Annotated in this window: 20 protein-coding genes; 12 read left to right on the forward strand and 8 right to left on the reverse strand. The window is 67.5% G+C overall.

Translation table 11 applies throughout. From position 1 onward, the window contains the following. Window positions 1-109: 109 nt before the first annotated feature. Together H0X95_RS21815 and H0X95_RS21820 are read right to left on the reverse strand one after the other, a co-directional pair. The gene (locus tag H0X95_RS21815; RefSeq protein ID WP_006484347.1) at window positions 110-514 is read right to left on the reverse strand and encodes a DUF2471 family protein; all 405 of its coding nucleotides are present in this window, start codon (window positions 512-514) and stop codon (window positions 110-112) included. Window positions 515-678: 164 nt separating this feature from the next. Next, the gene (locus H0X95_RS21820; RefSeq protein ID WP_006484342.1) at window positions 679-1572 is read right to left on the reverse strand and encodes a LysR family transcriptional regulator; all 894 of its coding nucleotides are present in this window, start codon (window positions 1570-1572) and stop codon (window positions 679-681) included. Window positions 1573-1658: 86 nt separating this feature from the next. On the opposite strand from H0X95_RS21820, the gene H0X95_RS21825 reads away from it, so the two are divergent. After that, entirely contained in the window at window positions 1659-2438 is a 780-nt protein-coding gene (locus H0X95_RS21825) for an NAD(P)H-dependent oxidoreductase (RefSeq protein ID WP_006484350.1), read from the forward strand. Window positions 2439-2620: 182 nt separating this feature from the next. Here H0X95_RS21825 and catC read toward each other — a convergent pair whose 3' ends face one another. From catC to H0X95_RS21840, 3 genes are read right to left on the reverse strand one after another with little or no spacing between them, the layout of a single operon-like run. Then, entirely contained in the window at window positions 2621-2911 is a 291-nt protein-coding gene (catC, locus tag H0X95_RS21830; protein ID WP_006484359.1) for a muconolactone Delta-isomerase, read from the reverse strand. Between the two features lie 43 nt (window positions 2912-2954). Further along, window positions 2955-3857: a catechol 1,2-dioxygenase gene (catA, locus tag H0X95_RS21835; RefSeq protein ID WP_006496024.1), complete on the reverse strand. Its 903-nt coding sequence runs from the start codon at window positions 3855-3857 to the stop codon at window positions 2955-2957. 32 nt (window positions 3858-3889) lie between these two features. Further along, on the reverse strand, window positions 3890-5023 hold the full coding sequence (locus tag H0X95_RS21840; RefSeq protein ID WP_058902842.1) for a muconate/chloromuconate family cycloisomerase: 1134 nt from the start codon (window positions 5021-5023) through the stop codon (window positions 3890-3892). A gap of 91 nt (window positions 5024-5114) precedes the next feature. Between H0X95_RS21840 and H0X95_RS21845 the strand changes: the two genes are divergently transcribed. From H0X95_RS21845 to H0X95_RS21855, 3 genes are all read left to right on the forward strand, one after another. After that, the gene (locus H0X95_RS21845) at window positions 5115-6005 is read left to right on the forward strand and encodes a LysR family transcriptional regulator (protein ID WP_059722543.1); all 891 of its coding nucleotides are present in this window, start codon (window positions 5115-5117) and stop codon (window positions 6003-6005) included. Window positions 6006-6170: 165 nt separating this feature from the next. After that, a complete protein-coding gene (locus H0X95_RS21850; RefSeq protein ID WP_059722725.1) occupies window positions 6171-7847 on the forward strand; it encodes a methyl-accepting chemotaxis protein in 1677 nt (558 codons plus the stop codon). Between the two features lie 71 nt (window positions 7848-7918). Continuing rightward, window positions 7919-8203: a hypothetical protein gene (locus H0X95_RS21855; RefSeq protein WP_006490982.1), complete on the forward strand. Its 285-nt coding sequence runs from the start codon at window positions 7919-7921 to the stop codon at window positions 8201-8203. Between the two features lie 156 nt (window positions 8204-8359). Here the strand turns inward: H0X95_RS21855 and andR are convergent, their stop codons facing one another. Then, window positions 8360-9319, reverse strand: coding sequence for an anthranilate 1,2-dioxygenase regulatory protein AndR (gene andR / locus H0X95_RS21860; RefSeq protein WP_034202656.1), 960 nt, complete (start codon window positions 9317-9319; stop codon window positions 8360-8362). A 212-nt stretch (window positions 9320-9531) separates the two neighbouring features. On the opposite strand from andR, the gene andAc reads away from it, so the two are divergent. The 5 genes from andAc to H0X95_RS21885 all read left to right on the forward strand — a co-directional run bounded on the left by andAc (window position 9532) and on the right by H0X95_RS21885 (window position 14250). Beyond that, the gene (andAc, locus tag H0X95_RS21865) at window positions 9532-10803 is read left to right on the forward strand and encodes an anthranilate 1,2-dioxygenase large subunit AndAc (protein ID WP_058902844.1); all 1272 of its coding nucleotides are present in this window, start codon (window positions 9532-9534) and stop codon (window positions 10801-10803) included. Window positions 10804-10818: 15 nt separating this feature from the next. Then, window positions 10819-11295, forward strand: coding sequence for an anthranilate 1,2-dioxygenase small subunit AndAd (gene andAd, locus H0X95_RS21870; RefSeq protein WP_006490977.1), 477 nt, complete (start codon window positions 10819-10821; stop codon window positions 11293-11295). Window positions 11296-11330: 35 nt separating this feature from the next. Further along, entirely contained in the window at window positions 11331-11657 is a 327-nt protein-coding gene (gene andAb, locus H0X95_RS21875) for an anthranilate 1,2-dioxygenase ferredoxin subunit AndAb (RefSeq protein WP_006496019.1), read from the forward strand. Beyond that, window positions 11647-12867, forward strand: a complete 1221-nt coding sequence (gene andAa / locus H0X95_RS21880; protein WP_058902845.1) for an anthranilate 1,2-dioxygenase system ferredoxin--NAD(+) reductase — start codon at window positions 11647-11649, stop codon at window positions 12865-12867. The genes andAb and andAa overlap by 11 nt, the downstream gene beginning before the upstream one ends. A 96-nt stretch (window positions 12868-12963) precedes the next feature. Next, the gene (locus tag H0X95_RS21885; protein WP_006490986.1) at window positions 12964-14250 is read left to right on the forward strand and encodes a DUF445 domain-containing protein; all 1287 of its coding nucleotides are present in this window, start codon (window positions 12964-12966) and stop codon (window positions 14248-14250) included. Window positions 14251-14298: 48 nt separating this feature from the next. On the opposite strand, the gene H0X95_RS21890 is transcribed toward H0X95_RS21885, so the two are convergent. Together H0X95_RS21890 and H0X95_RS21895 are read right to left on the reverse strand one after the other, a co-directional pair. Then, window positions 14299-14598: an addiction module antidote protein gene (locus H0X95_RS21890; protein WP_006490972.1), complete on the reverse strand. Its 300-nt coding sequence runs from the start codon at window positions 14596-14598 to the stop codon at window positions 14299-14301. A gap of 3 nt (window positions 14599-14601) precedes the next feature. After that, a complete protein-coding gene (locus H0X95_RS21895) occupies window positions 14602-14919 on the reverse strand; it encodes a type II toxin-antitoxin system RelE/ParE family toxin (RefSeq protein ID WP_059722545.1) in 318 nt (105 codons plus the stop codon). Window positions 14920-15307: 388 nt separating this feature from the next. Here H0X95_RS21895 and H0X95_RS21900 point away from each other — a divergent pair, with 388 nt between their 5' ends. The 3 genes from H0X95_RS21900 (at window position 15308) to H0X95_RS21910 (ending at window position 20236) form a co-directional block, all read left to right on the forward strand. After that, window positions 15308-16948, forward strand: a complete 1641-nt coding sequence (locus H0X95_RS21900; RefSeq protein WP_006490980.1) for an acetolactate synthase large subunit — start codon at window positions 15308-15310, stop codon at window positions 16946-16948. A 28-nt stretch (window positions 16949-16976) separates the two neighbouring features. Then, entirely contained in the window at window positions 16977-18410 is a 1434-nt protein-coding gene (locus H0X95_RS21905) for an aldehyde dehydrogenase family protein (protein WP_006490987.1), read from the forward strand. Between the two features lie 242 nt (window positions 18411-18652). Beyond that, a complete protein-coding gene (locus H0X95_RS21910) occupies window positions 18653-20236 on the forward strand; it encodes a Na+/H+ antiporter (protein ID WP_058902848.1) in 1584 nt (527 codons plus the stop codon). Window positions 20237-20369: the final 133 nt, after the last annotated feature.

The raw sequence follows: 20369 nt of genomic DNA on the forward strand, positions 1-20369 counted from the left end.
GCGCCCATTCGCGGGCGCGGCAACCATGACGAACCGCGGCGCCGATGGCGCCACCACGCAACGTGGCGGCGCGCACCCGCAGACCGTGCCCGCGATCGACCGGCGCGACTCAGGCCGCTTCGGCCCGCTCTTCCGCTTCCGCTTCGAGCATCGCCTTGACGATCAGGTAGACGGCCGGCAGATCGTCGTCGTCGCGGTGCCAGTCGACCGGTTCCTCGACGTCCGCGGCGACCAGCCGGCTGTCGCGCAGCCGGATGAACGCGTCGACGACGGTCGGATCGTTGCGGTTCAGGAACCCGGCATTCGAGAACGCCAGCTCCTCGACGTTCAGCAGCGCCTGCCAGCTCATCGTGCGCACGGCCGCCGGATGGGTGCGGCGGCGCAGGCCCAGCGCCCGCTGCGCGGGGCCGCCGACGACACGCTGCAGATCGACGACCGCCCGCTGCGCGGCGCGCTCGAAGTGGACGGGATTGAAGCCGGGTTGCTCGGGATCGAATGCGGAAGCCTGGAACATGGTCGCCTCACAAAAGTCCGTTCGTCTGTGGATGACGGAATTCGGGTCAAATGGTGCAAAAGCACTGTAAATATATACAGTGTTCGGCGCGGTTTCAAGCCCCGAATGCAGGATTTCGCGCATCGGCGATCGATGCGGGCGATCGCGTCGATCGGGCGGACGATCTACACCGCCGCCGCGATCGTCTCCCGCAGCCACCGATGCGCGGGATCGCGATGCACGCGCTCGTGCCACAGCATCGACATTTCATAGCCGGGCACCTCGACCGGTGCGTCCACCACGCGCAGCGCCGGCACGTCGCGCACCAGCCGCTCGGGCAGCATCGCGACGAGATCGGTGCTCGCGACGGCCGACATCACGAACAGGAAGTGCGGCACCGACAGCACGACGCGCCGCGTGGCCCCGACCTTCGCGAGCGCTTCGTCCGTCACGCCGAAGAAGCCGCCGCCGTCGGGCGACACGATCACGTGCTCGAGCGTGCCGAACTGCGCGAGCGTGGGGCGCCGCTTCAGCTTCGGGTGGCCGGCGCGGCCGATCAGCACGTAGCGCTCGACGAACAGCGGCAGGCGCCGCATGTCCGGTGGCGACCCTTCGGTCGTATGAAAGGCCAGGTCGATGCCGTTTCGTTCGGCATCCTGTTCGATGCGTGGCGGCACCAGTTCGACGACGGCCAGCCGCGTGCCGGGCGCGGCCGAACGCAGCGTGTGCAGCGCGGGCAGCACGATCGTCGATTCGCCGTAGTCGGTCGCGGCCACGCGCCACGTGTTCGTTGCGGTCGCGGGATCGAACGGCGTGGCCGGAATCACCGCGCGCTCGACCGCTTCGAGCGCATCGCGCAACGGCTCGCGCAGCGCTTCCGCGCGTGCGGTCGGCCGCATTCCGCGCGGCCCGGGCAGCAGCAGCGGATCGCCGAACACGTCGCGCAGTTTCTGCAGCTGCACGCTGACGGACGGCTGCGACATGTTCAGCTTCTCGGCCGCGCGCGTGACGTTGTGCTCGGCGAGCAGCACGTCCAGCGTGACGAGCAGGTTCAGATCGAGCCTTCTGAGATTATTCATGACTATACCTGGAATATCATGAATTCATTTCAAATATACCGTCGGAGGCCGCATCCTGCAGTCATTCAATCCACGGAGTGACGAAGATGAATGTGCTGATCGTGTATGCCCATCCCGAACCGCGTTCGCTGAACGGCGCGCTGCGCGATTTCGCCGTCGCGCATCTCGAAGCGGCCGGCCACGCGGTGCAGGTGAGCGACCTGTATGCGATGAACTGGAAGGCGGTGCTGGACGCGAACGACGTGACCGATCGCGCGCCCGACGCGCGGTTCGATCCGTCGCTCGATTCGCGGCGCGCGTTCGCGGCGGGTACGCAAAGCGACGACATCGCGCGCGAGCAGGACAAGCTGAAGTGGGCCGACGCGGCGATCCTGCAGTTTCCGCTGTGGTGGTTCTCGATGCCGGCGATCATGAAGGGCTGGTTCGAGCGCGTGTACGCGTACGGTTTTGCGTACGGCGTCGGCGAGCATTCCGATACGCACTGGGGCGATCGCTACGGCGAAGGTTCGCTGGCCGGCAAACGCGCGATGATCGTCGTCACGACGGGCGGGTGGGAGTCGCACTACAGCCCGCGCGGCATCAACGGGCCGATCGACGACTTGCTGTTTCCGATCCAGCACGGCGTGCTGTATTACCCGGGGTTCGACGTGCTGCCGCCGTTCGTGATCTATCAGACGGGCAAGATGAACGCCGCGCGCTTCGACAAAACCTGTACGGCGCTCGGCCAGCGTCTCGACGCTCTGTGGACCACGCCGCCGATTCCGTTTCGCCGGCAGAACGCGGGCGATTACGAGATTCCGGCGCTGACGTTGAAGGAGGACATCGCGCCGGGGAAGGTGGGGTTCGCCGCACACGTGACCGCCTGACGGCTGCTGCACACCCCGACGCAGGGCGGCACGGACAACCGCCGCCATACGCAAGATGCCGGACGCAGAATGCAAACGACCCGGGCGGCCTGCGTGACATCGCCGGCCGCCCGGGTCGTGCTTCTCGTGGCATCTCGTGCCATTTCGCGGCCGTGGGGCACGGCCGCGATTCACCCCGTTGCTTACCGATCGTCGTCCCGCACCGAAGACGGATGCCGGCACAGCGCCCGCACCTCCATCTCCATATACGGAAACAGCGGCAGCTGGCTCAGCACGTCATGCAACTGCTGCACGCTTTCGACGTCGAAAATACTGACGTTCGCATACTGCCCGGCGATCCGCCACAGATGGCGCCACGTGCCTTCGTTCATCAGCCGCTGGCACATCGCCTTTTCTTCGGCCTTCAGCGTGGCCGCCTTGACCGGATCCATGTCCGCCGGCAGGCGAACGGTCATTTCCACATGAAACAGCATCCTGCACTCCTTGCGTTGTCGATTCGTCGAACGGGAAGGGCGCTCACGCCTGCGCGCGGGCCCGCTCGACTTCGCTGCCCGGCACGTCCTGCTTGTCCTTGAGCAGCGTGAAGTCGAAGTCGATCAGCGCGAACTGCCCGTCGACGCCATACGGCTTGCCTTCCGCGCCCTCCGCCTGCTTGACCGGCGGGATCAGCCCGTCGCGCGTCGCGAACGCGAAGTCGTCCCACAGGTGCGGATCGCCGTCGATGTTGATCTGCGTCGTCAGCTTACGATAACCGTCCGCCGAAACGAAGAAGTGAATGTGCGCCGGACGATGGCCGTGGCGGCCGAGCTGATCGAGCAGTTGCTCGGTCTTGCTGCCCGGCGGCACGCTGTAGCCGACCGGCAGCACGCTGCGGAAGCTGTAGCGGCCTTCGGCATCGGTGCGGATCGAGCGGCGCAGGTTGAACGCGGGCTGCGACGCGTCGAAGTACGAGTAATTGCCCAGATGGTTCGCGTGCCACACCTCGACCAGCGCGTTCGCGAGCGGCGCGCCGTCCTGGCCGAGCACGCGGCCGCGCATGATCAGCGTCTGGCCCGGATCGGTGCCGTCGTCGAGACGCGCGTGGCCGACCGATTCGGGCGCGCCGGCGACGTACAGCGGCCCTTCGATCGTGCGCGGCGTGCCGCCCTGGATGCCGGCCTTGGCCTCGGCTTCGTCCATCCGCACGTCGAGGAAGCGTTCGAGGCCGAGGCCCGCGGCGATCAGCCCGAATTCGCGGCCGGCTTCGTTCAGGTAGTTCAGGGCCGTCCAGAATTCGCTCGGCTGCACGTCGAAGTCCTCGATCGTGTAGCAGATGTCCTTCACGATCCGGTTGACGATCGCGCGCACGCGCGGGTTGCCGGGCTTTTCCGCGGCGTCGTCGAAGGTCTTCAGCAGGGCGTCGATGGCTTGCTTGTTCATCTGTGTCTCCGGTGTCGGTTGTCGTGTGGGGATCAGCGGGCGTCGCGTCGCATCCGTTCGATGCGGGCCCAGTCGAAGGTGATGCCGAGGCCGGGCGTCGCCGGCAGATGCAGCTTGAAATCCTGGTAGCGCAGCGGCTCGACGAGGATCTCCTCGGTGAGCAGCAGCGGGCCGAACAGTTCGGTGCCCCATTTCAGCGAGTCGAACGTGCTGAACAGTTGCGCGGACGCCATCGTGCCGGCCGCGCCTTCGAGCATCGTGCCGCCGTACAGTTCGATGCCGGCCGCCGCGGCGATCGACGCGACGCTCGCCGCGCCCTGCAGGCCGCCCGACTGCGCGATCTTCACCGCGAACACGTCGGCCGCGCGATCCTGCGCGAGCGCGAACGCATCGACGGGGCCGTGCAGCGCCTCGTCGGCCATGATCGGCACCTGCGCGAGCTGCGTGAGGCGTTTGAGCCCCGCGCGGTTGGTCGCGGCGATCGGCTGCTCGACGAGGCTCACGCCGGCGTCGGCCAGCCGCGCGCCGGCCCAGATCGCATCGGTTTCGCTCCAGGCCTGGTTCACGTCGACCCGCACGTCGCCGCGCTCGCCGAGCGCGCGCTTGATCGCGACCACGTGGGCCACGTCGTCGGCGACCGCGTTCGAGCCGATCTTCAGCTTGAACGCGCGATGGCGGCGGGCGTCGAGCATCGCTTCGGCTTCCGCGATGTCGCGTTGGGTATCACCGCTCGCGAGCGTCCACGCGACATCGACCGCATCGGTCCGCCGGCCGCCGAACAGCTCGGACAGCGGTACGCCCAGGCGCCGCGCCTGCGCGTCGAACAGCGCGGTCTCGATCGCGCATTTCGCGAAACGGTTGCCCTGGAACAGCTTGCGCGCCCGCGCGATCGCGGCGCCCGGGCGCGTCGCGTCCATGCCTTGCAGCAGCGGCGCGAAGTAGGTGTCGATGTTGACCTTGATGCTTTCGGGGCTCTCCTCGCCATACGCGAGACCGCCGATGGTCGTCGCCTCGCCGACGCCTTCGATACCGTCCGTGCATCGAACGCGGACCAGCACGAGGGTCTGGCAATTCATCGTCGCGACCGACAATTTGTGGGGCCGGATCGTCGGCACGTCGACCAGCAGCGTGTCGATGCGTTCGATGGTGGCGGCAGTTGCTATCATGCGATTCCTCCTGTTGGTGCACATGGTAGGAATTCCCGCCCCGCGTCGTCCAACACTCTTTCCGACTACTTCCATACCTTTGAGGCATGAAATGGAATTGCGTCAGCTCCGTTACTTCATCGCCGTCGCCGAGGAAATGAACATCACGCGGGCCGCGGAGCGGCTGCACATGACGCAGCCGCCGCTGAGCCGCCAGCTTCAGGCGATCGAGGCGGAGATCGGGTTGCCGCTGTTCGAGCGCGGCGCGCGGCCGCTGAAACTGACCGATGCCGGGCGCGTGTTCTATGCGCAGGCGAAGCGTCTGGTCGACCAGGCCGACGAACTGGGGCCGCTGACGCGGCGGCTCGCGCAACTGTCGGAGCGAATCGTGATCGGCTTCGTGCCGTCGACGCTGTACGGCGCGCTGCCGGACGTGATCCGCGCGTTTCGCGAGGCGCAGCCGGACGTCGAGCTGTCGCTGATCGAAATGTTCACGCTCGAACAGCTCGGCGCGCTGAAGGGCGGGCGGATCGACGTGGGGTTCGGCCGCCTGCGCTTCGACGACGATCAACTGGTGCGCGAGGCGCTGATCGAGGAAAAGCTGATCGCGGCGCTGCCGGTCGGGCATCGGCTCGCCGATCCGGGCCGGCCGCTGACGCTCGCGGATCTCGCCGACGAGACGATGATCGTCTACCCGAGCACGCCGCGGCCGAGCTTCGCCGATCAGCAATTGTCCGCGCTGCGCGACGGCGCGGTCGTGCCGGCGGCCGTGCACGAGGTGCGCGAGCTGCAGACCGCGCTCGGGCTCGTCGCCGCGCAGGTCGGCGTGTCGCTGGTGCCCGAGAGCGTGGAGGGCGTACGCGTGAAGGGCGTGGTCTACCGGCGGCTGCCGGAGCCGGGCGCGACGTCGCCGATCATCATGAGCCGCCGGCTGCACGGCGAAAGCGCCGCGACGGCGGCGTTCTGCGCGATTGCGCGGGAGATGATCGTGCCGTCGGCGTGATGGCTGACGGCCGACACAAAACGATCGCCGCATGCCGATTATTGCCGCACATGGTTTTTTCTATCCTGCCGGCAGCCGATAAATCGGCCATGTCGCTCTCCGTAAACAGGGTTGGACGCGGGGTTTCCCGTTCCGCATCGCCCTGGAACAGTGGAGGAGAGCAGCGTGAGCCGATTGGGGAAAAGCATCAAGTTCAGGATCTTTTTCGCGCTTGCCGCGTGTGTCGCGCTCATGGTCGCCATCGGCGTGTTCGGCCTGTTCGGTCTGTCGAGACTGAATTCGAACGTCCATGATGCTTATACGGACAACACCTTGCCGATCAGCGAATTGTCGGAAATTCGCGCCGCGACCTTCGAGACGCAGCTTCGGATGCGCGGGGTGTTGTCCGAGCGCGATCCCGCGCGGGTCCGCAGCGGGATCGACGAGACGCGTGCCGGGCAACGCCGTCTCGACACGATATGGAACCGCTATTACGGCCAATCGATCACGAGCGACAAGGAGCGCCGCATCGCGGCCCGGATTCGCGACGTGCTGCCGCGGTTCCGGGCCGGCGTGGACGCGGCACTCGCGGCGGTGGGCGGCGGGGACCGCGACGCGGCCGCCGCGGCGATCGACCGGCTGGCGCCCGCCGCCGGCGCGCTCAAGCAGGCGCTCGACGACGACATCGCACTGAACATCGATCAGGCGAAGTCGTTCGTCGACGACAGCGCGTCGACCTTCGTCATGATCCTGTGGATCGCGATCGGCCTGATCGGTATCGGCGTGCTGGTCGCGGCGTGGGTATCCGCGCACCTGATGCGGCACATCTCGACGCCGCTCGGCAAGGCCGTGCGCGTGGCCGACGAGATCGCCGGCGGGTCGCTGGACAACCGGATCGACGTCGACTCGCACGACGAATTCGGCCGGTTGCTCGGTGCGTTGGCGACGATGGATCGGCAACTCGGTGCGACGGTGCGCGGCATCAAGCGCAGCGCGGAAGCGGTGGGGGTTGCGTCGCGCCAGATCGCGAGCGGCAATGCCGATCTGTCGGCCCGCACGGAAGAGCAGGCCGCGTCGCTCGAGGAAACCGCATCGAGCATGACGCAACTGACCGAGACCGTGAAGCAGAACGCCGACAACGCGCAGCAGGCCAATACGCTGGCGACGCGCGCGACCGGCATGGCCGATGCCGGCAACGATGCCGTGCAGAGCATGGTCGCGACGATCGGGCAGATCAGCAGCAGTTCCAGCCAGGTTGCCGACATCACGGGCGTCATCGAGAGCATCGCGTTCCAGACCAACATCCTCGCGCTCAACGCCGCGGTGGAGGCCGCGCGCGCCGGCGAGCAGGGGCGCGGCTTCGCGGTGGTCGCGAGCGAGGTGCGCAGCCTCGCGCAGCGCTCGGCGGCCGCTGCGAAGGAGATCAAGGAACTGATCGGCGCGTCGGTGTCGATGATCCGCGACAGCGCGCGGCAGGCCACGGGCGTCGGCGCGACGATGGAGCAGGTGAAGCTCGCGATCAAGCAGGTGTCCGATATCATCGCCGAAATCGCGGCCGCGTCGCGGGAGCAGAGCCAGGGGATCGGGCAGGTCAATCTGGCGATCGAGCAGATGGACCAGGTGACGCAGCAGAACGCGGCGCTCGTCGAGCAGGCGGCCGCGGCGGCGCATTCGCTCGAGGAGCAGGCCGGCCGCCTGCAGGCGGCGATGGCGGCGTTCAAGCTCGCGCCGAATGCCGACGATGCGCCGGTCATGGCGTCGTCGGCGCCTGCATCCGCGCTTGCCGTCGCGCCGACGAAACCGCTGGCGGCGGGGCTGAGCGCCCCTGTCGCGGGCGGCGCCGTCGACTGGAAGGCGTTTTGATCGGGATAACGGTTCGCAGCCTGCTGCGACGGGAGTATCGACCCTTGAATGGCGCGACGCGTTCTGCTCACGTGGTACTCACGCTCGATGCGCTCGTCGACGCATGCGTGCGTTTCGATCCGTTGGACCGGGATCAGCGGCTGATCGTCCGGACGCTGGTCGTGCCGATGCTCGCGCGGCGGCTGAAGTGGCTGGGGCTGTTGCTGCGCGCGAGCCCGCGCAGCGAGGCCACGCGCGCGATGCTCGAACGGATCGAAGGGGCGCTGGCGTGCGCGGCGGCACGGCTCGACCCTGCGCGCCGGCCGTCCGCGGATGCGGCGAGCAACGCCGTGCCGCGGCGCGGGCCGCCGGCGTAGATTGCGACGCGAGGTCGTCGCGCGAGTGCGACCGGCCGTCGATTGGGGCAACCTCGCTCACGCGCGGAACGCGCGAAGGGTGGGAACGGCGATCGGCAGGACGGCGCGCGAAATGCAGCCTACGGCCGTGCGGCAGTGCGTGTGCGGACGGCTGCTTCAGCGCCTGGCGTCGAGCGTTTCCGACGGCGATTCGCCGAACTTCTCCCGATACGCGATCGCGAACCGGCCCAGGTGGGTAAACCCGCAATCGAGCGCGATATCGGCGATCCGTCGCTCGGATGTCGACCCACGCAGCAACTCCCTCGCATGGTCGAGCCGCGTCGCGCGCAGATATTGCATCGGGCTCATCCCGCGGAATTGCAGGAACGCGTCGCGCAGCGTCCGTTCGGGCACGTTGGCGGCCTGGACGATATCGGCGAGCTGCAGCGGCTGCGCGTAGTGCGCATCGACGAACTCCTGCGCGCGCCGCACGAAGCCCGGCGCCGGGTCGCGATGCGACGCCTGCGGCACGGACGGCGGATGGCCTTCGATCAGCAGGTCGATCAGCAGATGCTCGAGCTGCGACGCGACCCGCGGGTTCGCGTTCGCGCGTTCGAGCAGCTCGGGCGACCGCGCGACGAGCATCAGTTGCTGACGCCACGCGGCGAGCGCGGCGTCGCTGACGTGCAGCACGGGGTCGAGCGTCGCGCGCGGGTCGCCGGTCAGCGAGCCGACGGTCGCCGCGTCGATGCGCAGCACGAACTGCTCGCAATCGGCCGACAGCACCGCGTCGAAGCGCTCGCCGGGCGCGCACAGCACGCCGGTCTGGCCGTCGACGCCGAGCTGCCGCCCCATCGCGCGCACTTCGGCCTGGCCGGACAGGCAGAACATCAGCAGGTAGTAGCCGTCGACGGCATCGACCTGCACGCGCATCGCGTCGCCGAACGCGATCGTGCCGATCCCGAGCCCGCCCAGCTTGACGAAATCCATGTGCGACGCGCCCTGCACGCGGCCGCTCGGCAGCAGCGCGTGCGGCTGCATCACGCGCGAGATCCGCTCGCGCGTCTCGTCGAGATCGCGGGATTCGAACAGCCGGTGCGCGCGTAGCGCGAGCGGCTCGAACGACGTTGGGGACATGGGCCTCAGCCTTGGTAGGGCGACGCGCGCTTCGATCCGACGAATGGGTCGCGATCGTGCGACGGGTCGCGTGTGCCGTCATGCTAGCGCAGAAATCCGCCGAAAGTGGATATTGCACCGCCGCAATCGCACTTTCCGGATAGACGCTGAATATTAGCTTTTCAAAAATCGGCTCCATGCATTCAACGCAACGGATCGACAAGGAGTCCGACATGGAGCAGACAGAATCGCCCGTCGTTTTCGCGGAGCGCGGCGACGCATCCGACGTGACCTTTCCGCACGACGACGGCTCGCGCGTGCCGTACAAGGTGTTCAGCTCGCGGGCGGTCTACGATCGCGAGCAGGAACGCATCTTCCGCGGGCCGACGTGGAACTTCGTCGCGCTCGAAGCGGAGATCCCGAACGCCGGCGATTTCAAGAGCACGTTCGTCGGCGACACGCCGGTGGTCGTCACGCGCGCCGAGGACGGCACGCTGTCCGCGTGGGTGAACCGCTGCGCGCACCGCGGCGCGCAGGTGTGCCGCAAGTCGCGCGGCAACGCGAGTTCGCACACGTGCGTCTATCACCAGTGGAGCTTCGACAACCAGGGGAACCTGCTCGGCGTGCCGTTCCGGCGCGGCCAGAAGGGGATGACCGGGATGCCGGCCGATTTCGATCCGAAGCAGCACGGGCTGCGCAAGCTGCGCGTCGACAGCTATCGCGGGCTCGTGTTCGCGACCTTCAGCGACGAGGTCGCGCCGCTGCCCGAGTATCTGGGCGAGCAGATGCGTCCGTGGATCGACCGGATCTTCCACAAGCCGATCGAGTATCTCGGCTGCACGCGCCAGTATTCGAAGTCGAACTGGAAGCTGTACATGGAGAACGTGAAGGACCCGTATCACGCGAGCATGCTGCACCTGTTCCATACGACCTTCAACATCTTCCGCGTCGGCATGAAGGCGCGCTCGATTCCGGACGCGAATCACGGGCTGCACAGCATCATCACGGTGACGAAGACGAATGACGACACGTCGGCCGCATACAAGCAGCAGAACATCCGTTCGTTCGACGAGGGCTTCCATCTGGAGGACGAATCGATCCTCGATCTCGTATCGGAATACGACGAGGATTGCACCAACCATATCCAGCCGATCTTCCCGCAGCTCGTGATCCAGCAGATCCACAACACGCTGGTCGCGCGGCAGATCCTGCCGAAAGGGCCCGACAACTTCGAGCTGATCTTCCACTTCTTCGGCTATGCGGACGACACGCCCGAGCTGCGCGCGCTGCGCATCAAGCAGGCGAACCTCGTCGGGCCGGCCGGCTACATCTCGATGGAAGATACCGAAGCGACCGAGCTCGTGCAGCGCGGCACGGTGCGCGACGCCGATGCGACGTCGGTGATCGAGATGTCGCGCGGCAATCCGGACCAGCAGGACACGGTGATCACCGAGAGCCTGATCCGCAAGTTCTGGGTCGGCTACCAGAAGCTGATGGGCTATTGAGGCGGGAGCAGGAAAATGACGGAAGACATGAAGACGTGGTTCGAGATTTACATGCTCCAGAACCGCTACATCGGGCACCTCGACAACGATCGGCTCGAACACTGGCCGGAGATGTTCACCGAGGACTGCACGTACGAAATCGTGCCGAAGGAGAACGCCGATCTCGGGCTGCCGGTCGGGATCGTCCACTGCACGAACCAGCGGATGCTGCGCGACCGCGTGGTGTCGCTGCGGCACGCGAACATCTACGAGGAGCACACGTACCGGCACATGACGTCGGGCCTGACGATCGTCGCCGAGCGCGACGGCGAAATCGATACCGAGAGCAACTACGTGGTCGTGCAGACGCGCAGCAACGGCGAATCGAACGTGTATCAGGCCGGCAAGTACTACGACACGGTCGTGCGCACGCCCGACGGCCTGCGCTACAAGACCAAGCGCGTGATCTACGACACGTCGCGCGTGCAGACGCTGCTCGCGACGCCGATCTGACCGCTCTGATCGATCTGACGAAGCAAGGAATCGACATGACTGAAGCAACGCTCGCCCAATGGCATCCGCTGGGCGCTTTCGACGAATTCTCCGAAGACGAACCGGCGGCGCGCGTCGCCGGCCAGAAGCCGATCGCGGTGTTCCGGATCGGCGACGAACTGTTCGCGATGCATGACCTCTGCACGCACGGCCATGCGCGGCTGTCCGAAGGCTATGTGGAGGATGGCTGCGTCGAGTGCCCGCTGCATCAGGGGCTGATCGACATTCGCACCGGCGCGCCGAAATGCGCGCCGATCACCGAGCCGGTGCAGACCTATCCGATCCGGATCGTCGACGGGCAGGTGGAAGTCAATGTCGGCTGATCCGTTCGTGATCGTCGGCGCCGGCCACGCGGCGCGGCGTACGGCCGAAGCGCTGCGCGCACGCGATGCGGCGGCGCGCATCGTGATGATCGGCGCGGAGCGCGAGCTGCCGTATGACCGGCCGGCGCTGTCGAAGGATGCGCTGCTGACGGACGGCGGCGAACAGCGCGCGTTCATCCGTGATGCCGCGTGGTATGACACGCAGCGCATCGCGTTGCGGCTCGGCACCCGCGTCGACGCGATCGAGCGCGATGTGCAGCGCGTGCGGCTCGACGACGGGGCGACGTTGCCGTACGGCAAGCTCGTGCTCGCGACGGGTTCGCGTGTGCGCACGTTCGGCGGGGCGATCGACGAAGGTGTCGCGGTGCATTACGTGCGCACGGTCGACGATGCGCGTGCGTTGCGTGCGCAACTGGCGCCCGGGCGCCGCGTGGCGGTGCTCGGCGGCGGCTTCATCGGCCTCGAGGTCGCGGCGGCCGCGCGCCAGCTCGGCTGCGACGTGACGGTGATCGATCCGGCGCCGCGGTTGCTGCAGCGCGCGCTGCCGGAAGTCGTCGGCGCATATGCGCGGCAATTGCACGATGCGCGCGGCGTGCTGTTCCGGATGGCGACGCTGCCGCGCGCGATCCGGCGCGCGCCGGGCGGCGGCGCGGTCGTCGAGACCGATCAGGGCGACGTGCCGGCCGACGTCGTCGTGGTCGGCATCGGCGTGGTGCCGAATGTCGAGCTGGCGCAGGCGGCCGGGCTCGACGTCGACAACGGGATACGCGTCGACGCGGGCTGCCGCACGGCCGATGCCGCGATCTTCGCGGCGGGCGAGGTGACGATGCACTTCAACCCGCTGCTCGGGCGGCATGTGCGGATCGAATCGTGGCAGGTGGCCGAAAACCAGCCGGCCGTCGCGGCCGCGAACCTGCTCGGTGCCGACGAGACCTATGCCGAGCTGCCGTGGCTGTGGTCGGATCAGTACGACTGCAACCTGCAGATGCTCGGGCTGTTCGGCAGCGAGCGCACGATCGTCGTGCGCGGCGAGCCGGCGAGCGGGCCGTTCACGGTGTTCGCGCTCGGCGACGACGGCAGGATCGTCGCGGTGGCCGCGGCGAACCTCGGACGCGACATCGGCGCGTCGCGCCGGCTGATCGCGGCAGGGGCGGTGCCCGATCCGGTGAAGCTGGCCGATCCGGCCGTCAACCTGAAGACGTTCATGTAGCAGCGGCGCGCGCGGTGCGTGCCCGCGCGGGCCGCGGGTTTGTCGGCTGCGGCGAAATCGGGGATATTAGCGGCATCGCCGATCCGCTCGTCTTCCATGACGCCAGACAAAGCCCTCGAACTGAAACGAAGCAAGCGCCGTGCGCTGTGGCTGCTGCTCGCGGCCGTCGCGGTGTTCGTCACCACCATCGTGCTGCCGCGCGGCCCGTGGGTCGACGGTTTCAAGGCCGTCGCGGAAGCCGCGATGGTCGGCGCGCTCGCCGACTGGTTCGCGGTCGTCGCGCTGTTCCGCCGCGTGCCGATTCCGTTCGTGTCGCGCCACACCGAGATCATCCCGAAGAACAAGGACAAGATCGCCGACAACCTCGCGGTGTTCGTGCGCGAGAAGTTCCTCGGCCCCGACGCGCTCGCCGCGCAGATCCGCCAGCACGATCCCGCGCAGAAGCTCGGCGCATGGCTCGGCGAGCCGGCGAACACCGACGCGCTCGGCGGCTACGTGACGAAGCTGATGAGCTTCGCGCTCGACATGACCGACGACGCGCGGATCCAGTCGTTCGTCCACGATGCGTTCCGCGCGGTGATCGACCGGGTCGACCTGTCGCAATCGGCCGGCGCGATCCTCGATACGCTGACGAAGGACGGCCGCCACCAGGCGCTGCTCGACGACGCGATCGAACAGGTGGTCGACGTGCTCGACAAGGAAGAGAACCGCGAGGTGATCGCGGGCTTCATCGTCGAATGGCTGAAGACGCAATACCCGAAGGTCGAGAAGATCATGCCGACGCAATGGTTCGGCGAGAACGGCGCGCGGATGCTCGCCAGCGCGGTGAGCCGCGTGCTCGAAGGCGTCGCGGCCGACCCCGAGCACGAGTTGCGGCAACGCTTCGACCGGACGGTCGTGCGGCTGACCGAGCGGCTGAAGCACGACCCCGCGTTCCTCGCGAAGGGCGACGAGATCAAGCGCTATATTCGCGACGGCGACGCGTTCAACGAGTACGTGCGCGACTTGTGGGACCAGTTGCGTGCGTGGCTGAAGGCCGATCTCGCGCGCCCCGATTCGGCGCTGCACCGGCAGGCCGCGACGCTCGGCGGCTGGCTCGGCGCGCGGCTCGCCGAGAGCCCGGCGCTGCGCGCGTCGCTCAACGAACATGTGGAGCGGGCCGTGCACGAGATGGCGCCCGATTTCGCCGATTTCCTGATGCGTCACATTCGCGACACGGTGCGCAACTGGGACGCGCGCGAGATGTCGCGACAGATCGAGCTGAACATCGGCAAGGATCTGCAGTACATCCGCATCAACGGCACGCTGGTCGGCGGCCTGATCGGGCTCGGCTTGTATCTCGTGTCGCTGGTGCCGCGCTGGGCGGCCGGGTGGCTGCACTGACACGGGCACGGACGTTGCGCACGTGGCGCGACGCCGTGCGCCGCCGGATCACGCGGCAGCCTTGGCGCCGTGCAATTGCAGGCCGAGCGCTTTGATGACTTTCAGGATCGTGCCGAAGCTCGGATTGCCGTCGTGCGACAGCGCCTTGTACAGCCCTTCGCGCGACAGGCCCGCATCGCGTGCGACCTGCGACATGCCGCGTGCGCGGGCGATCACGCCGAGCGCATGCGCGATGAAGGCCGGATCGTCGCCGGCCTCCTGCAGGCATGCGTCGAAGTAGTCGGCCATGTCGTCTTCGGTTTTCAGGTGTTCGGCCGAATCCCACGGCCGCGTCTTGATCTTGTCCATCGATCACTCCATGTCGAGGTGCGCGAGCATTGCGTGCGCGGCGCGGATGTCGGCCTGTTGCGCCGATTGATCGCCGCCGCAGAGCAGGATGACCCATATCGTTCCGCGCCTCACGTCATAGACGCGATAGCCCGGGCCGTGGTCGATACGCATTTCGACGACGGGGGAGCCGGCGGATTTCCAGTCGCCCGGATTGCCCATCGACAGGCGGTCGATGCGCGCCTGGATGCGGCGTTTGGCGAGGCGATCGGGCAGGCCGGCAAACCAGGCGTCGAAGACGTCGGTGGTCCGGATGCTGAATGCAGGAGGACTGTAGGGCATGCATTGCAATGTGTCAACCATGGTTCACATGTCTGTTGAATGGAACATCGTTGCCATGCCAGCCCGCCGGTCGCGTCACCGGGCGCTGACTGGCCGTCAGGCCGATCTTTCCGCTGCCGGAGCCGGCCATCCGGTCGAAGCCGGAGTTGCGCGAATCCGTCTACAATCAAAAACGTCTTTGCCGCCTGCGCGTGCTTGCCGCGTGCGGGCGGGTCCGTCCGTCCTCCGGTGTTCGGGGGCGTCGCCGCGCATCACGCATCGCGTCGTGCGCGGCGGGCAGTGCCGTGGTCAGTGTCCAGTAGGTAAGGCGTCCGCGTGCCGTAGGCCGGCGCGCGTCATGAACGCCGCGTGTCCGTAGGCCGGGCAGGCGGCATAACCGAGAGTCCCCATGAAAGCATCGGATCTGTTCGTGAAGGCGCTGGAAGCCGAAGGCGTCGAGTACGTGTTCGGCATTCCAGGAGAAGAAAACCTCGATCTGCTCGAATCGCTGCGGCGATCGAAGATCAAGCTCGTGCTGACCCGGCACGAGCAGGCGGCCGGGTTCATGGCCGCCACCTACGGCCGTCTCACGGGCCGCACCGGCGTGTGTCTCGCGACGCTCGGGCCGGGCGCGACGAACTTCGTGACGGCCGCCGCGTATGCGCAGCTCGGCGGGATGCCGATGCTGATGATCACCGGGCAGAAGCCGATCAAGTCCAGCAAGCAGGGCCACTTCCAGATCGTCGACGTGGTCGACATGATGCAGCCGCTCACGAAGTTCACGCGGCAGATCGTGTCGATCGGCAACATCCCGTCGGCCGTGCGCGAGGCGTTCCGCCGTGCGGAGGAGGAGCGCCCGGGCGCCGCGCACCTCGAACTGCCCGAAGACATCGCGCACGAGGAGGGCGACGGCAAGCCGATCCCGCGCAGCTACAGCCGGCGGCCGGTGGCCGAGGAGAAGGCGGTCGCGCATGCGGTCGACGCGATCCAGGCCGCGCGCCATCCGCTCTTGATGATCGGCGCGGGCGGCAACCGCAAGACCACCTGCAAGATGCTGCTCGAATTCGTCGACAAGACGGGCATTCCGTTCTTCACGACGCAGATGGGCAAGGGCGTGATCGACGAGACGCACCCGCTGTGGCTCGGCAACGCGACGCTGTCCGACGGCGATTTCGTGCATCGCGCGATCGAGCACGCGGATTGCATCATCAACGTCGGCCACGACGTGATCGAGAAGCCGCCGTTCTTCATGCGCACCGACGACAAGACCGTGATCCACGTGAACTTCCTCGGCGCGCAGGTCGACCCCGTCTATTTCCCGCAGATCGAGGTGGTCGGCGACATCGCGAACGCGGTGTGGCAGATGAAGGAGGCGTTGACGCCGCAATCGCACTGGGATTTCGAGCGCTTCAAGATGATCAAGGCGCATTTCGACGCGCACCTGGAAAAGGGCCAGCACGATCCGCGGTTCCCGATGTACCCGGTGCGGATCGTCAACGACCTGTACAACGCGTTGCCGGTGGACGGCATCGTCTGTCTCGACAACGGGATGTACAAGATATGGTTCGCACGCTACTGGCGTGCGCACGAGCCGAACTCGCTGCTGCTCGACAACGCGCTCGCGTCGATGGGCGCGGGCCTGCCGTCGGCGATCGCGACCAAGATCGTGCATCCGCAGCGCAAGGTGATCGCCGTGTGCGGCGACGGCGGCTTCATGATGAATTCTCAGGAGCTCGAAACGGCGGTGCGGCTGAAGCTCGACATCGTCGTGATGATCCTGCGCGACGACGCGTTCGGGATGATCCGCTGGAAGCAGGAGAACATGAATTTCCCCGATTTCGCGATGACGCTGCAGAACCCCGATTTCGTGTCGTACGCGCAAAGCTACGGCGCGCACGGGCATCGCGTCGAGTCGGCCGACGATCTCGAGCCGCTGCTGCGCGAGTGCTTCTCGTCGCCGGGCGTGCACGTGATCGACGTGCCGATCGACTACTCGGACAACGAGCGCGTGCTGAACCGCGAGATCAAGCGCCTGTCGGCGCAACTCTGAATACCCGTTCACAGGAAGGAGTCGTTCCATGTTGAAGGAAACCTATCCGTACTACCTCGCCAACGAAGCCGTCTACGCGAACACCGATCTGGAGGTGACCGACAAGTTCAGCGGCAAGGTCGCCACGCGCGTCGCGCTGGCCGACGCGAAGGCGATCGATGCGGCGATCGCCGCCGCCGTCGACGCCACGAAGCCGATGCGCGAGATGCCGGCCTACCGGCGGCAGGCCGTGCTCGATCATTGCGTCGCGCGCTTTCGCGAACGGTTCGACGAGCTGGCCGAGGCGTTGTGCATCGAGGCCGGCAAGCCGATCAACGATTCGAAGGGCGAAGTTACGCGGCTGATCGACACGTTCCGCGTCGCGTCCGAGGAATCGGTGCGCATCGACGGCGAGATCGTCAACCTCGAGATCTCCGCGCGTGCGCAGGGCTATACGGGCTACACGAAGCGCGTGCCGGTCGGCCCGTGCTCGTTCATCTCGCCGTTCAACTTCCCGCTGAACCTCGCCGCGCACAAGGTCGCGCCCGCGCTCGCGGCCGGCTGTCCGTTCGTGCTGAAGCCGGCGAGCCGCACGCCGATCGGCGCGCTGATCATCGGCGAGGTGCTCGCGGAGACCGACCTGCCGAAGGGCGCGTTCTCGGTGCTGCCCGCGCATCGCGACGGCGCCGACCTGTTCACGACCGACGAGCGCTTCAAGCTGCTGTCGTTTACCGGCTCGCCGGCCGTCGGCTGGGCGCTGAAGGAGAAGGCCGGCAAGAAGAAAGTCGTGCTGGAGCTCGGCGGCAACGCGGCCGCGATCGTCGATGCCGACCAGCGCGACCGGCTCGACTACGTGGTCGAGCGGCTCGCGTTCGGCGCGTACTACCAGTCGGGCCAGAGCTGCATCGGCGTGCAGCGGATCCTCGTGCATGCCGATCTTTACGACGCGCTGCGCGAGAAGCTGATCGCGAAGACGCGTTCGCTGAAGATGGGCGATCCGAAGGATCCGTCGACGTTCGTCGGCCCGATGATCTCGGAATCCGAGTCGCGCCGGCTGTCGGGCTGGATGGATGCGGCCGTCGCGGCAGGCGCGAAGATCGTCGCGGGCGGCAAGGTCGACGGCGCGATGTTCGAAGCGACGCTGCTGGAGAACGTCGGGCGCGAGCAGGACCTGTACCGCAAGGAGGCGTTCGGCCCGGTCGCGATCCTCGAGAAGTTCGACCGCTTCGACGACGCGCTCGCGCGCGTGAACGACAGCGACTTCGGGCTGCAGGCCGGTGTGTTCACCGATTCGCTCGCGCATGCGCACCGCGCATGGGACGAACTGGAGGTCGGCGGCGTCGTGATCAACGACGTGCCGTCGTTCCGCGTCGACAACATGCCGTACGGTGGCGTGAAGGATTCGGGCCTCGGCCGGGAAGGGATCCGCTACGCGATCGAGGACATGACCGAGCCGCGGCTGATGGTGGTGCGGCGCCGGTAACGCGCGGCAGGCAGCGCGGCGCCGCGACGGCACGCGGGCGGGCGATCGGGCCGGCCTGCGTGCCGTTTCGCATGGCGGCGCGTGGAGCGGCACGGCGCCGCGCATGTGCCCTGCATGTGCCGCGCCGCGGGCCGCCTGAAACAGGCTCGACTGCGGGCCTCGCCTCGTGATGTAATCGCGCGAAACTGCCGACCGGGGTACGACGCCGGAACGCGCGAATTCATTCTTCACGAGGTCGATTCATGTCCCCCGTCTCGGCATTCAAGCTGGTTCTGTTGTCATTCCTCGCGATCGTCGCGCTCGAATGCATCGCCAAGCGGCTGCGGCTGCCGCCCGCGGCCGCGCTGCTGATCGGCGGCATCGGCATCGCGTTCATTCCCGGCCTGCCGCCGATCAACCTCGATCCCGAGCTGGTGCTGCTGGTGTTCCTGCCGCCGCTGCTGATGGACGGCGCGTACTTCTCCGTGTGGGAAGAGTTCAAGCGCAACGTCGGCGGCATTCTGATGCTGGCGATCGGCGCGGTCGTGTTCACGACGTTCGCGGTCGGCTTCGCCGTGCACTGGGTGGTGCCGGAGCTGCCGTGGGCCGCGTGTTTCGCGCTCGGCGCGATCGTGTCGCCGCCCGATGCGGTCGCGGCGAAAGCCGTGCTCGAACGCGTTGCGCTGCCGCGCCGGCTGATGGTGCTGCTCGAAGGCGAGAGCCTGCTGAACGACGCGGCCGGCCTCGTGCTGTTCCGCTTCGCGGTCGCGGCCGCGCTCACCGGCGCGTTCAGCCTCGAGCACGCGGTCGTGCGCTTTGCGGAGCTCGGGCTCGGCGGCGTGGTGGTCGGCTTCGTGGTCGGCAAGCTCGTCGTGTGGTTCCTGAAGCTGCTCGACGACGACTATCTCGTGATCACCGTCGCGGTGATCGCCGGCTGGATTTCTTACATCGCGGGCGAAATGGTCGAGGTGTCGGGCGTGATCGCGACCGTCACGACCGGCATGATCGTCGGCTGGCATCAGCACGAGGTATTCTCGGCGGCGGTGCGCACGCGTGGCACGGCATTCTGGCAGGTCATCGTGTTCCTGCTCGAGGCGATGGTGTTCGTGTTGATCGGCCTGTCGCTGCGCGGTGCGATCCATCGGCTCGGCGGTTTCGAACAGGTGCTGGGCACGATGGTGCCGCCGGTGCTCGCGGTGCTGGCGGCGGTGATCGTGTCGCGCTTCGTGTGGATCTACGCGGTCGAGGCGCTGAAGTGGCCGGTGCGCGGCGTCGTACGGCGCGGCGAGGCACCCGACTGGAAGGCCGCGACGATCATGAGCTGGGCCGGCATGCGCGGCGTGGTGACGCTGGCGATCGCGCTGTCGCTGCCCGAGGCGCTGCCTGGCCGCGACGTGATCCTGGTCGCGTCGTTCGCGGTGATCCTCGTCACCGTGCTGCTGCAGGGCACGACGATCGGGCCGCTTATCCGGCTGCTGCGCCTGCCGCAGCGCGACGAGCGGGCCGCGCACCATCTGACCGAGCCGCAGACATGGGCGTACGTCGAGGCCGCGCAGCTCGCGGCGATCCAGCCGCTCGTGCGCGACGAGAACGGCGTCGTGATCCATCCGCGCCTGCTCGAGCAATACACGTATCGCGCCGAGCTGACCGAACGCTCGAAGAACGAGCCCGCGTATCCGGCGGAAGTGCGCATGGCGCACTACGACGTGGTGCTGGCCGCGATCCGGGCCGGGCGTGCCGAACTGTTGCGCCTGCACCGGTCGGGGCGCATCCACGACGAGATGCTGCACGCGCTCGAACGCGACCTGGACCTGCAGGAAGTATCCGCGCAGCACGCGCGCGGCTAGGGCGCCCAGCTCGCGAATCGCACGGGCCGGCGCCGTGCCGGCCCTGACCCGCGCGCGGGGCGAGCCACCCCCGTCGCGCGATTTTCCCCTCCCGCCTGCCGATTCGGAGTATCTGAATCCGGCCCTCAATATG

Source organism: Burkholderia sp. 9779_493 (assembly GCF_015712215.1).
Taxonomy (GTDB): Bacteria; Pseudomonadota; Gammaproteobacteria; order Burkholderiales; family Burkholderiaceae; genus Burkholderia; species Burkholderia cenocepacia.